Raw genomic sequence first — 14210 nt, forward strand, 5'->3', positions numbered from 1 at the left:
TGCATTCAGGGCTTTGCTCGTGAGTTCAGGGCGGCCCTGGGCCGCTCGTGCCGCCCTGGATACCCAGCTAATGCCCAGGGGGCACACTCGTCGCGTGCTGCGCCTGCGAATCCGCCGCGACCCCGTGCCGCGGCTGATGCAACAACGCACGCACCAGCGGGCGCGGCCCGACGGAGCGAAGCATCAGGCTGGCCGGGCGCACCCGTACCCGTTTCGGCCACCAGAACCAGCGTCCCATCACCGTCATGATCGACGGCGTGATGAGCGATCGGACGACGAAGGTGTCGAACAGCAGGCCGATGCCGATCGTCGTGCCGAATTGGCCGATCGCCCGCAGATCGCTGGTGATCATCGCGCCCATCGTGACGGCGAACACCACACCGGCGGCAGTCACCACCGGGCCGGTGACCCCCATGCCGCGGATGAGCCCCGTTTTCAGGCCGGCCCCGATCTCCTCCTCGATGCGCGACACCAGCATCAGGTTGTAGTCGGACCCCACCGCCAAGAGCACAATCAACGCGAATTCCGTTGCCACCCAGTGCAGCTGGAACCCACCGAGGTGCTGCCAGATCAGTGTCGAAAACCCGAAAGCGGCCCCCAGCGACATGACGATCGTGCCGACGATGACGCCGGCAGCGACCAGAGCGCGGGTGACGATCACCATGATGATGAAGATGAGCACGATCGATGCGACCGCTGCGATCATCAGGTCATATTTGGCGCCGTTGGCGATGTCGTAGAACGTCGCGGCCGTCCCGCCGAGGTAGATGTCGGCATTCTCCAACGAGGTGAGCTTCAGCGCCTCCTTGGCCGCTTGGCGCTCCTGGTCGACGGACGCGATGCCCTTCGTTGTCGCCGGATCCACTGCGTGGGTGATGATGAAGCGAGCGGCTTTGCCGTCCGGCGACACCATCAAGCGCAACCCCAACTGGAAGTCCGGGTTGCCGAAGATCTCGGGCGGCAGGTAGAACAGGCTCTCCACCTGAGAGTCGTTGAACGACTTGCCCATTACGGCGTTCGTGTCGGTCAGCCGGTCGAACTGATCGATCAAACTGTCGAACGAGCTGTAGATCGTCAGCGTCGTATCCCGGATCGACTTCGAGACAGCGATATTCTCGGGAATGATCGCCAGCAACTCGCGCGTGGCCGTCGCCGTGTTGGTGAGGTCGCTAGTGAGGGCGTGGAACTTCTCGGCCAGCTGATCGAACCCGTCCAGCGCGTCGAACAGGCTTCGTAGCGACCAGCAGATGGGGATGTCGTAGCAATGCCTCTCCCAGTAGAAGTAACTGCGAATCGGTCTCCAAAAATCGTCGAAATCCGCGATATGGTCCCGGATCTCGTCCGTGATGGCCGCCGTCTCCCCCGTCGTTTTCGAGCTGTCGTCCGCGGCGTTCGCGAGCTTCTGGGTCACGGCGTACTGGCGCTCCAACAGGGCTATCTGAGTGTCGAGAAAACCGGTGATCTTCTTGATGTCGCCGACACGGGCCTTCAGGTAAGTGAGGTTGTCGCGGATGGGCGCGCTCTGCACGCTGAGCTGGAACGGAACGGATCCGTCTTGGATTGGTGGGCCAAGCGGTCTGGTGATGCTCTGCACCCGTTCGATCCCGGGCACCCGGAAGATGGCGCCGGCAACCTTGTCCAGGACCAGCATGTCGGTGGGGTTGCGCAGATCGTGGTCCGATTCGATCATCAGCAGGTCCGGATTCAGACGGGCCTGGGTGAAGTGCCGATCGGCCGCGGTGTACGCCTGCACTGAGGACGCGCTCTGCGGCAGGTAGTACAGGTCGTTGTATCGGGGGGTGAAGCCCATCAACCCCAGGGCGCCGACGATCGCCAGGATGACGGACGTGGCGAGGATGGGCGCCGGCCACCGCACGATGGCCGTCGCCAGGCGGCGCCAGCGGGTGTAGTTGAACTTTCGTTTCGGATCGAAAAGGCCGAAACCGCTTGCGACCACGATCAGGGCCGGCGTCAGGGTCACTCCGGCGGCCACGACGACCAGCAGACCCACCGCGCACGGAAACGCCAGCGAACTGAAGTAGGGCAGCCGGGTGAACTTCAGACACGCCAGCGCCCCGACAATCGTCAAACCCGAGCCCAGCACCACCTTGGTGACCCCGGCGAAGGTGTCGTAGTAAGCGGCTTCGCGGTCCAGGCCCCGTTCGCGACCCTCCTGGTAGCGGCCCACCATGAATATCGCGTAGTCGGTACCCGCCGCGATGGCCAGCGCCGTCAGCAAGTTGACGGCGAAAGTCGACAGCCCCATGATGCCGGTTTCGCCCAGCAGCGCCACCACGCCCCGGCCGGTGGCCAGTCCGACGAACAGGATGACCATCGTCAGCAGCACGGTGCCGATGGATCGATAGACGAACATCAGCATGATCGCGATGATGACGATGGTGATGATCGTCATCTTGGCCAGACTCGCATCGCCGACGACGATCGTGTCGGCGGTCAGGGCTCCCTGACCGGCGACATACGCCTTGACCCCCGGCGGCGGCTTGGAGTCCGCAACGATTTTGCGTACCGAGGCAACCGACTTGTCGCCGACGGCGCCGCCCTGGTCGCCGCGCAGGTTGACCTGGAAGTAGGCGGCCTTGTGGTCGTAGCTCTCGACCCCCGAGGACGTGAATCGCTGCCCCCAGAAATTCAGCGCGTGCTCGACGTGCTGGGTGTCCTGTTGCAGCTTCTTGACCAGCGCGTCGTAATACCGGTGAGCGTCCTCGCCGAGAGGTTTGTCACCGACCAGGGTCACCAGGACGAGGTTGTCGGAGTCGTACTCCTTGAACTTCTCCCCGATGTGCTTCATCCCGGTCACCGACGGCGCGTCGGAGGGCGAGAGCGGCACCGACACTTCCTCGGCGACCTTCTCCAACTGGGGGACGAAGACGTTGACGCCGACCGCGATCAGTACCCAGAACACGACGATCGGCAGCGCCAGGATGCGGATGGTGCGGGCCAGACGCGGTTTGTGCTCAACGTCGGTGCGCGGGGCGACGGGGATTTCGTCCGTGTCGCTGGTGCCGTCGGTCACGCGGACTTGTCCAAGCAGGAAACCTGGGCATCACGCGTGTCGACCTGGTGTTGATCGACCAATTTGCCGTCGACGGTGATCCGGCAACCGAGGGACGGGCTGTCACCCTGGGCGACGACGTAGGCGAATATGCCCGGCATCTGGGCGACTATCGTCTGCGACCACGGCAACGTGGTGAAGCTCGCCTTCCGCGGTTGCGCGTCGGCGTCCATCCAGTTGACGACGCCCGTCGTCCCGGGCGGTCCCAGGATTTCGTAGATGGCGGTCTTGGCCGCGTACGGCGGGGTCGCATCCCGCGGATCGGGCTTGGGCAGCCCGGGCCCCGGGAAGACGCCGTTGAGGCGGTCCACCGCGATGCCGCCGACGATGACTGCCACCACCACGACGAGCGGAACCCATGCCCGTCTGAGAAGGGTCAACACCGTTCTCTCCGATCGTGATTGCCCGACGGGCCGATGCTAGGACACTTCATCCGTTCGGGCATTTCGTCGCGAGAGCCACGGCTAGGCGAACGCCTTGGCCGCCGAATTAATTCCTGCGTGTGCGCAGCACGAGGCGACGCCCGACGGCGCGGCACCCCCTCGTGCATCGGACGGTTTTGCGCGACAGGTCTTTTCGCCACCCGGAGCCGATTTACCGCCTATTGACCTGTGGCGTCGTCGATTTCATTGAGGTACCGCGCCGGTCGTGCCGAATTGCGTCGCAAGCGACAATGGGCTACGGCTGAGTTAGTTTCCGAAAGCAATTCGCTGGCGCAGACCATTTCGGTCGAATTGCACACCTGGAGTTTTTGCAAGTCGTCGATCTCCGCCGTCCATCTGGAACCAGCATAAATTTGACGTCACGACGCGTACCCTGACCGACATGGCTACCAAGACCAAGGTCAAGACCTGCGTGCATTGCGGCCACACCTTCGATCCCGACGACCGACGGCGCGACCTGTCCGATCCCGGCTGGCTTCCGGCCGCGTCAATTTATTGTTCACATGAATGCAGTGACCGGTTCCATTGCGATCTGACGCATTGCTGCTCAACCCATGCGAAAGACAAGGCTCGCCATAAAGGCGACAAGGCGGCGCGGTAATCCGCGCTTTGCACCAAATCAACGGACTCACCACTTCCTGCAAGAAAGCGGCGACAACTCCGCCGGGCCAGCGCGGGCCGGTGGGCCCCCGAACTAGCCCTCCAGCTTGTAGCCGAGCCCCCGCACGGTGACCAGGTGGACGGGGTTGGCCGGGTCGGCTTCGATCTTCGACCGCAACCGCTTGACGTGCACGTCGAGCGTCTTGGTGTCGCCGACGTAGTCCGCGCCCCACACCCGGTCGATCAACTGCCCGCGGGTCAGCACCCGGCCACTGTTGCGCATCAGGTACTCGAGCAGGTCGAACTCCTTGAGCGGCAAGGTGATTGTGTCGCCGTTGACCGAGACGACGTGTCGCTCGACGTCCATCCGCACCGGGCCGGACTCCAGCACACCATCGCTGATCTCCGAGTCGTCGTCACCGCCACGGCGCAGCACCGCGCGGATCCGGGCGATCAACTCGCGCGCCGAATAGGGCTTGGTCACGTAGTCGTCGGCGCCGAGCTCCAGGCCGACGACCTTGTCGATCTCGCTGTCGCGCGCGGTCACCATGATCACCGGCACGCTGGAGCGCGCACGCAGCTGCTTGCACACATCGGTCCCGGACATGCCGGGCAGCATCAGGTCGAGCAGCACGATGTCGGCGCCGCCACGATCGAACTCGGCCAGGGCGGCTTGTCCATCGGTCACGACCGTGGCCTCGAAGCCCTCCTTGCGCAACAGGAATGCCAGCGGATCGGCCAGCGACTCCTCATCCTCCACGATCAGCACACTGGTCATCAGCGCGACTTCTCCTCATCGCTTCGTCCCCCGCAAGCGGGCGGTACCCCCACTGCATCGTCGTACGCGCGGGTCATCGACTTAGTTCTTCCTCTCGTTGTGACCTGTTGGGCCGCACGTCGCGACCCTGCGGTTGATCGGGTTGTTCGTCCTCGTCCCGGTAGGCCGGAATCGACAGCGTGAAGGTGGATCCCGTCCCCGGCTTGCTCCACACTCCGATGCTGCCGTTGTGGTTGGCCGCGACGTGTTTGACGATGGCCAGGCCCAGCCCGCTACCGCCAGTGGCGCGCGAGCGTGCCTTGTCCCCCCGGAAGAACCGCTCGAAGACGCGCTCCTGATCCTCCAGCGCGATCCCGATGCCGCGGTCGGTAACGGCGATCTCGATGTTGTCGCCGCGGCGGCGTCGACTGATCGAAACCGGCGAACCCGGCGGCGAATAGGCGATCGCGTTGGACACCAGGTTGGCCAACGCGGTGACCAGAAGCGTTTCGTCGCCCAGCACCCGCAGACCGCTGGGCGCATCGGTGCGAATCTCGATGTGGGCGTTGTCGGCGCCCACCTTGTGACGTGAAATCGCTTCCGACACAACGGTGTCCACGTCGACCTCGGTGACGTTGGGCAACCGCTCCGCGCCCTGCAGGCGCGACAGCTCGATCAGCTCGGCGACCATGTCCCCCAGCCGGTTGGCCTCGACGAGCACCTTCTCGGCGAACCGGCGAACGGTTTCGGGGTCGTCCGCCGACGCCAGCAGGGCCTCGGCGAGCAACGCCATGGCGCCAACCGGGGTCTTGAGCTCGTGGCTGACGTTGGCCACGAAATCGCGCCTGGTGGCTTCCATGCGCGCATAGTCGGACTGGTCGTGGGCGAACACGACGGCGAACCGGCGGTCTTCTTCGCTGAGCAACCGGGCCTGCCCGTGCACCGACAGCCCGGACCGGCCCGCCGCCCGTTTGGCCGGCCGCAGATCGAATTCGACGTCGATGCCCCCGAGCGCCCGCTGCGCCGCCTCCCACGCCTGATCATCGAGCTGCCGATCGCGCACCAGGCCCAGTTCCCTGGCCCGATCATTGAGGTAGACGACGTCGCGGTGGGAATCCACCACCGCGACACCCAGCGGCATCAGGGCGACGATGCGCTGCAGCATCTGCGCGACGGTGATCCCGGTCCATTCCGTGCTGACTCGCTGCCGGCGCTGGGCCGCTTTCGGGGACAGCCGGGTCCCGGCCGCTACACCGACGGCCAGTCCCAGCACGGACAACACCCCGGCCAGCAACAGCGCCGAGAACACAGTCACATAGCAAATCCTACAAATCTTCCTGAACGCAGCCCTAGCGGAACGAGGCCAAAATCGAACAAGTCACACCCTGCGCTTCAGGTGTTCCACTGCCGTTCACGCGATGTTCGGCAAACAGGCCTATGGATATTGCCCAAGACTGTGACGTGCGTCAGCCGCGTCCCTGGCTCGCGACGGCCGCCGCGCCCGCTGCGGCCGCCTCCGGGTCGAGGTAGGTACCGCCCGGCACCACCGGCTTCAGGTCGGCGTCCAGGTCGTAGCGCAGCGGAACCCCGGTCGGAATGTTCAGCCCGACGACGTCGTCGTCGGACATCCCGTCGAGGTATTTGACCAGGGCTCGCAATGAATTGCCGTGCGCGACGATCAACACCGTCTTGCCGCTGCGCAGGTCGGGGACGATGACGTCGGTGAAGTACGGCAGAAACCGGACCACCACGTCGGCCAGGCATTCGGTCAGCGGGCCGCCGCCGATGTTGGCGTACCGCGGGTCGGTGTCCTGGCTGAACTGGCTGCCCTTCTCGATCGGCGGCGGCGGCGTGTCGTAGCTGCGCCGCCACGTCATGAACTGCTCGTCGCCGTAGCGCTCCTTGGTCTCCGCCTTGTTCAGGCCCTGCAGCGCGCCGTAGTGCCGTTCGTTGAGTCGCCAGCTGCGCCGCACCGGGATCCACAGCCGGTCGGCGGCGTCCAGCGCCAGGTGCGCGGTGGTGATCGCCCGGCGCAGCAGCGACGTGTAGAGGACGTCGGGCATCAGGCCCTGCTCGACCAGCAGCTCGCCGCTGCGCACCGCCTCGGCCCGGCCCTTCTCGGTCAGCCCGACGTCCACCCAACCGGTGAACAGGTTCAGGGCATTCCAATCGCTCTCGCCGTGGCGGAGCAGGACCAGCGTGGCAGTGTCTCCCATGCCGGCTAGCTTATTCGTCGTCTTCGTCGATCAGGTGAGCGAACGCCTCGAGGTTCTTCAGCGACTCGCCGCGGGACACCCGCCACTCCCATTCTTTCTGAATCGATGAGCGAAAACCCAACTCCAGCAACGTATTGAAGTCCGAATCCACCGCTTCGAGCACCTGTCCGAGCACTCGGTCGATCTCGTCGGCGTCCACCGACGCCAGCGACATGCGGCCCACCAGGTAGATGTCGCCGACCTTGTCCAGGGTGTAGGCCACCCCATAGAGGCGGCGGTTCCGCCTGAGCAGGAAGCGGTAGACGCCCTCGTGGTTCTCGTCGGGCTTGCGGCACACGAACGCCTCGACCCGCACCGAATGCTCGCCGATGCTCAAGATGGTGTTCGTCTTGAGTTTGCGCTCGCCGGGCAGCTCCACCACCAGGCCCGACAGGCCGCCGTGCGCCCCGCCGTGTTTCGAGTAGGTCAGGCCGCTGGCCTGCAGCGCCTCCTCGATCACCCGCTCCACGGTGGAGGTCACGCGCCCACCCCCCGGCGCTCGGCGATGTACCCGCTGATCGCCCGGCGATAGCTGGCCAGCAGCGCATCGGTGGTGTTCTCCCAGGAGAAGGTGGCCGCGTGCGCGGCGGCCGCGCGGCTCATCGCCTCGGCCTGGGGGGCGCGCAGGCGCAGCAGCCGGTCCAGGGCGTCCGCCCACCGGTCGACGCCGTGGCCGGGCACCAGCGTGCCGGTGATCCCGTCGCGCACGGCCACCGGCAGGCCGCCGACCGCGGCGGCGACCACCGGGGTGCCACACGCCTGGGCCTCGACGGCCACCAGACCGAACGACTCCGAGTAACTCGGCACGGCGACCAGGTTGGCCGCCTGGAACAGGGTGGCCAGGTCGGTGCGGGACTGCGGGGGCAGGAAGGTCACCCGCGCCGCGATGCCCAGGTCGTCGGCCAGCCGCCGCAGACCGTCCGGGGACGCCAGGCCGCTGCCCGACGGGCCGCCGGCCACCACGATGCGCACGCCCGGCAATTGCGCGGCGGCCCGCAACACGATGTCGGGCGCCTTCAACGGCTGGATCCGCCCGACGAACGCGACCACGTCCTCGTCGAGCGGCAACCCCAGCGCGGCCCGGGCCGCCCGGCGGTCGCCCGGGTGGAACACCTCGAGATCCACCCCGGGGTGGACGACGTCGATGCGCGCCGGGTCGGCGCGGTGGAGCGAAATCAGTTGCCTGGCTTCGTCATCGGTGTTGACGATCAGCCGGTCCGACTCGTCGACGACCTGTTGCTCGCCGACCGTGCGCAGTGGCGGCTCTGGCGCGTCGCCGGCCGCGAGCGCCGCGTTCTTCACCGCGGCCAGCGTGTGCGCGGTGTGCACCAGCGGCACCGCCCAGCGGTCGCGGGCCAGCCAGCCGACCTGTCCGGACAGCCAATAATGCGAGTGCACGATGTCGTAGTGGCCCGGTTCGTGCGACGCTTCGGCGCGCAGCACCCCGGCGGCGAACGCGCACAGCTGGGTGGGCAGGTCGTATTTGTCCAGGCCCTCGAACGGCCCCGCCACCACGTTGCGCACCAGCACGCCGGGCGCCACCCGCGCGACCGGCGGGTCGGCGGATGCGGTGGCCCGGGTGAAAATCTCCACCTCGATGCCCCTGCGCGCCAGGTGCAACGCGGTTTGCAGCACGTAGACGTTCATGCCCCCGGCGTCGCCGGTGCCCGGCTGGGCCAGCGGTGAGGTGTGCACCGCCAACACGGCGACACGGCGCGGTTTCAGCCGGAAGACGTCATCGTGGCGCACTCTGTCATCTTTACAGGAGGCTCCATTCACGAGCCCAACGCCCAGCACAGGACTTCGCGCTAAGCGGACGGCTCGTCGGCGGCGACATCGCGCAGCCGCGCCCCGACCCGCCGCATCGCACCGAGCGGGTCGGCGTACAGGCCGCCCAGCGACACGGTGCCCGCGCCGGACTCCTGCACCCGATTGCCGAAGACGGTGACGCGGATGTCGCGCGGGGGCAACACCGAGCGCTCGGCGAACGCCGCCTCCACGTGCGCCATTCCCTCCGGGTACTCGGTGAAGGCCTGCCCGCCGACCACCAGCTCGTCGGGGTTGAGCATGTCGCGCAGCAGCGCCACCGCCTCCCCGAGCACCCGGCCGCGCTCGTTCAGCAGCTCTTGGGCCTGGTCGTTGCCGGCCCGGGCCAGCCGCAGCAGGTCGGCGATGCCCGCGGCCGGCGCGTTGGCGCGGCCCGCGGGCGAAAACGGCAGGATCCGCAGCCGGCGCGCGGCGGCAAGCACCGCCTCGTCGCTGACCGTGGACTCCAGCTGGCCGGTGCCGCCGAGCAGCTCGGAGTGGGCCGGCAGGGCCGCGATGGTGCCGGGGCCGCTGGCCGGGCAATGCACCCGTCCACCGATCACCAGCGCGTAGCCCACGGTCTCGCGCGCGTAGACGTAGAGACTGGTCGGCGAGCTGGGCAGGAATCGCCGCATGCCGAGCAGCAGCTCGGCCCCGGCCATGGCGTCGACGTGGGAGGCCACCGAGACGGGCAGCCCCAGCGCGTCGGCCAGGACCGGGCCGACCGGCGCCTGCCGCCAACCCAGCCGCGGGTGGTCGACGTGCCCGGTGGCGCTGTCGACCGTGCCACCGATGGCGACGCCGACCCACAGCGGGCGGCGCCGATGCCAACGGCGCAGGTAACGGGCGGCGCTGTCGGCCAGCGACGCCAACGCGGGCCCGGCGGAGCTCAGCGGTGTCGGTGTCTCGACGGTGTCGAGCGTGCGACCGAACAGGTCGGTGGCCACGATGCTGGTGGTCCGCGCGCCCACGTGGATGCCCAGCGTCACGAACGGTTCGTGGTTGACCTCCACCGGCACGCGGGGCCGGCCGATCGCGCCCGCGACGGCCAGGTCCGCGCGTTCGCGCAGCAAGCCGGCGTCGAGCAGGGCGATGACCTGGCGGTTGACCGTCGCGATGCTCAGCGAGGTGACGCCGGCGATGACGTCACGCCCGACGGGGCCGCGCAGCCGGACGGCCCGGAACACCGAGGCGGCCGCGGAGTCGGGGATGTGCAGCGCCGGCGGCAGGATCTGCCGGCGCACCGTCCGGTGCCCCTTGCGGCCGGCACGGTTGGTCGAATCGTGAGTCTGGGTGAGGGTATTCGTGCGCACGAGCGTCCTTTTGTCCGATTTTCGTTGGCCGTCACTGGCCACACCTGAAAGTCAGGAGCGGCAAAGTGCGCGACAACAACACGCACCCGCCGCGCAAAGACACGCGGTGGTCGTGGTGCTGGACAGGGCGCTGAGGTGCACCCCAAAAATTTAGCACGTTCATTAAGGTTGTTTCGATGGTGGGAAAAATCAGGAATGAGCGGGTCGCGGTGGTCACCGGCGCCAGTTCCGGGATCGGGGAGGCGACGGCCCACACCCTTGCCGCCCAGGGCTTCCACGTGGTCGCGGTGGCGCGGCGGGCAGACCGGATCAACGCCCTGGCCAGGGAGATCGGCGGAACGGCGATTGCGGCCGACGTCACGGACGACGCCGCGGTCGCCGCGCTGGCCGATGAGTTGAGCCGGGTCGACGTGCTGGTCAACAACGCCGGTGGCGCCCGCGGGCTGGCACCGGTCGCCGACGCCGACCTCGAGCACTGGCGATGGATGTGGGAGACCAACGTGCTGGGCACGCTGCGGGTCACCCGCGCGCTGCTGCCCAAGCTCATCGATTCCGGCGACGGCCTGATCATCACGGTGACTTCCGTTGCCGCACTTGAGGTTTACGACGGCGGCGCCGGGTACACCGCGGCCAAACACGGCCAGGGAGCGCTGCACCGCACGCTGCGCGGCGAGCTGCTGGGCAAGCCGGTGCGGCTGACCGAGATCGCGCCGGGCGCGGTCGAGACCGAGTTTTCGCTGGTGCGCTTCGACGGCGATCAGCAGCGGGCGGACGCCGTGTACAGCGGCATCACCCCGCTGGTCGCCGAGGACGTCGCCGAGGTGATCGGCTTCGTGGCGTCCCGGCCATCCCACGTCGACCTCGACCTGATCGTGATGAAGCCTCGCGATCAGGCGTCGGCCACCCGCTTTAACCGCCGGGGCTAGTGCTCGTGGTCGTGGTCGTCGGCGTGCCGGACAGGCTGGGAGCGGTCGACGGGGTGACGGGCGCGGTGACCGGGATCTGCGTCGACGGCTGACGCGCGGTCGGCGGCGGCAGCGCCGACATGGCGACCCAGGTATCCCAGTCGACCGCCCAGTCCCAGATGTCGCCGTCGGAGTAGGACAGCTGGATGGAGCTGCCGGTCACCTCGACCGGGTCGCCGTACATCGCCGATTGGTAGTACTGCTCCGCGTCGCCGGTCGACAGGTTGATGCAGCCGTTGGTGACGTTGGTGTTGCCCTGCGCGCCCGCGCTCGCCGGGTTGGCGTGGATGAACTCGCCGTTGTTGGAGATCCGCACCGCCCACCGCTCGTGCACATGGCTGTAGCCGGCCGCTGGGTTGGACATGTAGAAGTCGGCGTACTTCTCGGTGACCACGTGGATGCCGTTGCGGGTGACGTTGCGCGCCTTGTCGGCCTCGCCGTAGCTGCACGGAAAGTCCATGATGACGCCTTCGTCCCTGATCACCTGGATGCGGTGCGACGAGACCTCGGCCTTCACCACCTGCCGGCGACCGATCGCGATATTCAGCGAGATGTCCTCGGCCCCGTACGCGCTGTCACCGAACGGCAGGCCGTACAGCTTGGCGTCGACGTTGACGGTCGTGCCCGCGGGGTAGTACTCGCGGGTGCGCCAGTGCACCCGGGCGCCGGCCGCCTCGTCGGGCAGCCAGGCCCAGCTGCCCTCGACGGGCGGATTCGTGGTGACGGTCAGCGCCTTCTCGACGGCGGCCTTGTCGGTGATCGGCGCGTCGAACTGGATGATGATCGGCGCCGCCACCCCGACGGTCTGCCCGTCGGCCAGCTGAAACGCCCCGCTGATCTTCTTGGTGGGCGACACGGTGGTGAATTTGCCCGCGACCGGGATCGCCTTGCCGTCGTGCCCGACCGCCGACCCGGTCCAGGTGTAGGTCGAGTCGTAGCCCAGCGGCTCGGTGGTGGTGTAGACGGTGCGGTCGGAGTTGAACTTGCCCGCCACCACTTTGCCCGCGGAATTCGTCAGCGCCACGTGCTGGAACCAACCGTCGCTGATCTGGACGCTGATCGGCGCGATCGGCACCACGTTCTCGGTCGCGTCGGCCGGCTGGAACTTCAGCTGCGGGCCGGGCTGCTCCTTCTTCTGGGCCTGCCTGGACGTGGTGCCGCTGCAGGCGGCCAACAGGCTCGGGGCGAACACCCCCAGTCCGAGGGTCGCCAAAGCCACGCGCCGGTTGATCGGCGGCGGGTTCTGCGACGTGCTCACGAAAAACAAAGATACCGGGCAAAATCCATCAACCCCGCCGCGACAAATCGCCGTCGGGGCGGTCGTGGGAGGGATTCCGAGCTACAGCCTGCAGCCCAGCAGCACCGGCTCGGGTTTCAGTGTGACACCAAACACATCGCGGACGCCGTCGCGGATGGTGCGGGCCAGTGCGAGCACGTCTTCGGTGGTGGCGCCGCCGCGGTTGGTCAGCGCCAATGCGTGCTTGGTGGACAGCCGGCACCGGGCCGCCGGATCGGCGGGATAACCCTTGGCGAAGCCGGCCCGCTCCACCAGCCAGCCGGCGGCCAGCTTGACGCCGTCCGGTGCCGGATAGTGCGGGACCGGCCCCTCGAAGCCGGCGGCCAGCCGCTCGTAGACCTCGGGCGCGACGACCGGGTTGGTGAAGAACGAACCCACGCTCCACGTGTCGTGGTCGCCCGGGTCGAGCACCATGCCTTTGCGGCCGCGCAGCGTCAGCACCGCCCGGCGCACCGCCCGGGGATCGGCACGCTCCCCGCCGCCGGCGCCCAGCGCGGCCGCGAGTTCGCCGTAGCGCAGCGGCGCGCTGCGCCCCGAGGCGTCCAGCGCGAACTCGACTTCCAGTACGAGCCAAGGCATTTCGAAACCGGCGTGACCGGTCCGCCTGAACACGCTGGTGCGGTAGCCGAAGCCGAGCTCGCCGCCGGGCACCCAGCGGACCTCGCCGCTGCCGCGGTCGAGTATCCGGACCCGCGTGATGGTGTCGGAGACCTCGGCGCCGTATGCCCCGACGTTCTGCACCGGGGTCGCCCCGGCCGAGCCGGGGATCCCGGACAGGCATTCCAGCCCACCCAGACCGTGCTCGATGGCGGTGACCACGACGTCGTCCCATACCGCACCGGCCTCCGCGCGCACCAGGTTGCCGTCGACGGCGATGCCGTCGTTGGCCAACCGCACCGCGGTCAGGTCGGTCAGCGTGTCGGCGATCACCAGGTTGGAGCCGCCGGCGAACACCAGCACCGGGCCACGTTCTCCCCCACGGCTTTCGGCGTCCAGCTGTCCCAGCACGTCGAGCACCTGCTGGGTGCTGGCGCAGGTGATCAGGCGGCGCGCCACCGGCCCGATCCGCAGCGTCGTCAGCGGCGCGAGCGACACCGCGTCGGCGACATGCGCGCCGGCGAATGTCGAACCGGCATCGCTGGATTTCATGGCCCGTAACGGTAGCCTCACCTGCTATGCCGCGTTCATTCGACTTGTCGGCCGACTACGACGGCAGCGTTGAAGAGGTGCATCGGGCGTTCACCGACGAGACCTATTGGCTGGCACGGCTGGCCGGATCCGGCGTCGACCTCGCAACGCTGGAGTCGATGCGGGTCGGCGGCGAGACCGGGGACGAAGACACCGTCGAGGTCGTCACCGTCCAGGTGATCCACAGCCACAAGCTGCCGGGGATGGTCACGCAATTGCACAGCGGCGACCTGCGCATCCGCCGCGAGGAAACATGGGGACCGGTAGCCGACGGCGCGGCGCGGGGTACGGTCGTCGGCTCGATATTGGACGCCCCGGTGCATCTCACCGGCACCGCCATGCTGTCGTCGATCCCGAAGACCGGCGGCGCGCGACTGAGCTTCCGGGCCACCGTCCAGGTCCGGGTCCCGATCATCGGCGGCAAGCTGGAGAACATCATCGGCACCCGGCTGGCCGAGCTGGTGGCGGCCGAACAACGGTTCACCACGGAGTGGATCGCCGGAACGGTGTGAC

The 14210-nt window shown here is 67.9% G+C and carries 13 protein-coding genes and 1 pseudogene; 3 read left to right on the forward strand and 11 right to left on the reverse strand.

The annotated features are described in order from the left end of the window. Positions 1–67 precede the first annotated feature (67 nt). Both U8D42_RS18735 and U8D42_RS18740 read right to left on the reverse strand, forming a co-directional pair. Positions 68–3034 carry an RND family transporter gene (locus U8D42_RS18735; protein WP_322858642.1) on the reverse strand — a complete coding sequence of 989 codons (2967 nt, stop codon included), beginning with the start codon at positions 3032–3034 and terminating at the stop codon, positions 68–70. Beyond that, a complete protein-coding gene (locus U8D42_RS18740; RefSeq protein ID WP_322858827.1) occupies positions 3031–3453 on the reverse strand; it encodes an MmpS family transport accessory protein in 423 nt (140 codons plus the stop codon). The genes U8D42_RS18735 and U8D42_RS18740 overlap by 4 nt, the downstream gene beginning before the upstream one ends. Positions 3454–3898: 445 nt before the next feature. Here U8D42_RS18740 and U8D42_RS18745 point away from each other — a divergent pair, with 445 nt between their 5' ends. After that, complete coding sequence (locus U8D42_RS18745) at positions 3899–4117, forward strand: ferric uptake regulation protein (protein ID WP_085240824.1); 219 nt, start codon at positions 3899–3901, stop codon at positions 4115–4117. Between the two features lie 93 nt (positions 4118–4210). Here the strand turns inward: U8D42_RS18745 and regX are convergent, their stop codons facing one another. From regX to U8D42_RS18775, 7 genes and pseudogenes are all read right to left on the reverse strand, one after another. Continuing rightward, complete coding sequence (gene regX / locus U8D42_RS18750; RefSeq protein WP_007167631.1) at positions 4211–4894, reverse strand: two-component sensory transduction protein RegX; 684 nt, start codon at positions 4892–4894, stop codon at positions 4211–4213. Then, positions 4894–4965 (reverse strand): annotated as a pseudogene (locus tag U8D42_RS29395) (16S rRNA (guanine(966)-N(2))-methyltransferase RsmD); the annotation flags it as partial. The pseudogene U8D42_RS29395 and the gene regX, both read right to left, overlap by 1 nt. A 2-nt stretch (positions 4966–4967) precedes the next feature. Continuing rightward, complete coding sequence (locus tag U8D42_RS18755; protein ID WP_090420257.1) at positions 4968–6188, reverse strand: sensor histidine kinase; 1221 nt, start codon at positions 6186–6188, stop codon at positions 4968–4970. Positions 6189–6339: 151 nt separating this feature from the next. Continuing rightward, positions 6340–7089 carry a phosphoglyceromutase gene (locus U8D42_RS18760; RefSeq protein ID WP_322858641.1) on the reverse strand — a complete coding sequence of 250 codons (750 nt, stop codon included), beginning with the start codon at positions 7087–7089 and terminating at the stop codon, positions 6340–6342. 10 nt (positions 7090–7099) lie between these two features. Then, positions 7100–7609, reverse strand: coding sequence for a YbjN domain-containing protein (locus U8D42_RS18765; RefSeq protein ID WP_322858640.1), 510 nt, complete (start codon positions 7607–7609; stop codon positions 7100–7102). Then, positions 7606–8877 carry a D-inositol-3-phosphate glycosyltransferase gene (mshA, locus tag U8D42_RS18770; RefSeq protein ID WP_085240820.1) on the reverse strand — a complete coding sequence of 424 codons (1272 nt, stop codon included), beginning with the start codon at positions 8875–8877 and terminating at the stop codon, positions 7606–7608. The genes U8D42_RS18765 and mshA overlap by 4 nt, the downstream gene beginning before the upstream one ends. Positions 8878–8936: 59 nt before the next feature. Beyond that, entirely contained in the window at positions 8937–10247 is a 1311-nt protein-coding gene (locus U8D42_RS18775) for an ROK family protein (RefSeq protein WP_322858639.1), read from the reverse strand. A gap of 176 nt (positions 10248–10423) precedes the next feature. On the opposite strand from U8D42_RS18775, the gene U8D42_RS18780 reads away from it, so the two are divergent. Further along, positions 10424–11173, forward strand: a complete 750-nt coding sequence (locus tag U8D42_RS18780; protein WP_322858638.1) for an SDR family oxidoreductase — start codon at positions 10424–10426, stop codon at positions 11171–11173. Here the strand turns inward: U8D42_RS18780 and U8D42_RS18785 are convergent. Beyond that, positions 11157–12518, reverse strand: coding sequence for a L,D-transpeptidase (locus U8D42_RS18785; protein WP_211279230.1), 1362 nt, complete (start codon positions 12516–12518; stop codon positions 11157–11159). The two genes, U8D42_RS18780 and U8D42_RS18785, sit on opposite strands and share 17 nt — an antisense overlap. A gap of 33 nt (positions 12519–12551) precedes the next feature. After that, entirely contained in the window at positions 12552–13658 is a 1107-nt protein-coding gene (locus U8D42_RS18790; RefSeq protein ID WP_322858637.1) for a UDP-N-acetylmuramate dehydrogenase, read from the reverse strand. Positions 13659–13684: 26 nt separating this feature from the next. Between U8D42_RS18790 and U8D42_RS18795 the strand changes: the two genes are divergently transcribed. After that, entirely contained in the window at positions 13685–14209 is a 525-nt protein-coding gene (locus U8D42_RS18795) for a DUF2505 domain-containing protein (RefSeq protein ID WP_322858636.1), read from the forward strand. Position 14210 lies beyond the last annotated feature (1 nt).

The sequence above is a fragment of the Mycobacterium europaeum genome (assembly GCF_034555895.2).
GTDB lineage: Bacteria > Actinomycetota > Actinomycetes > Mycobacteriales > Mycobacteriaceae > Mycobacterium > Mycobacterium europaeum.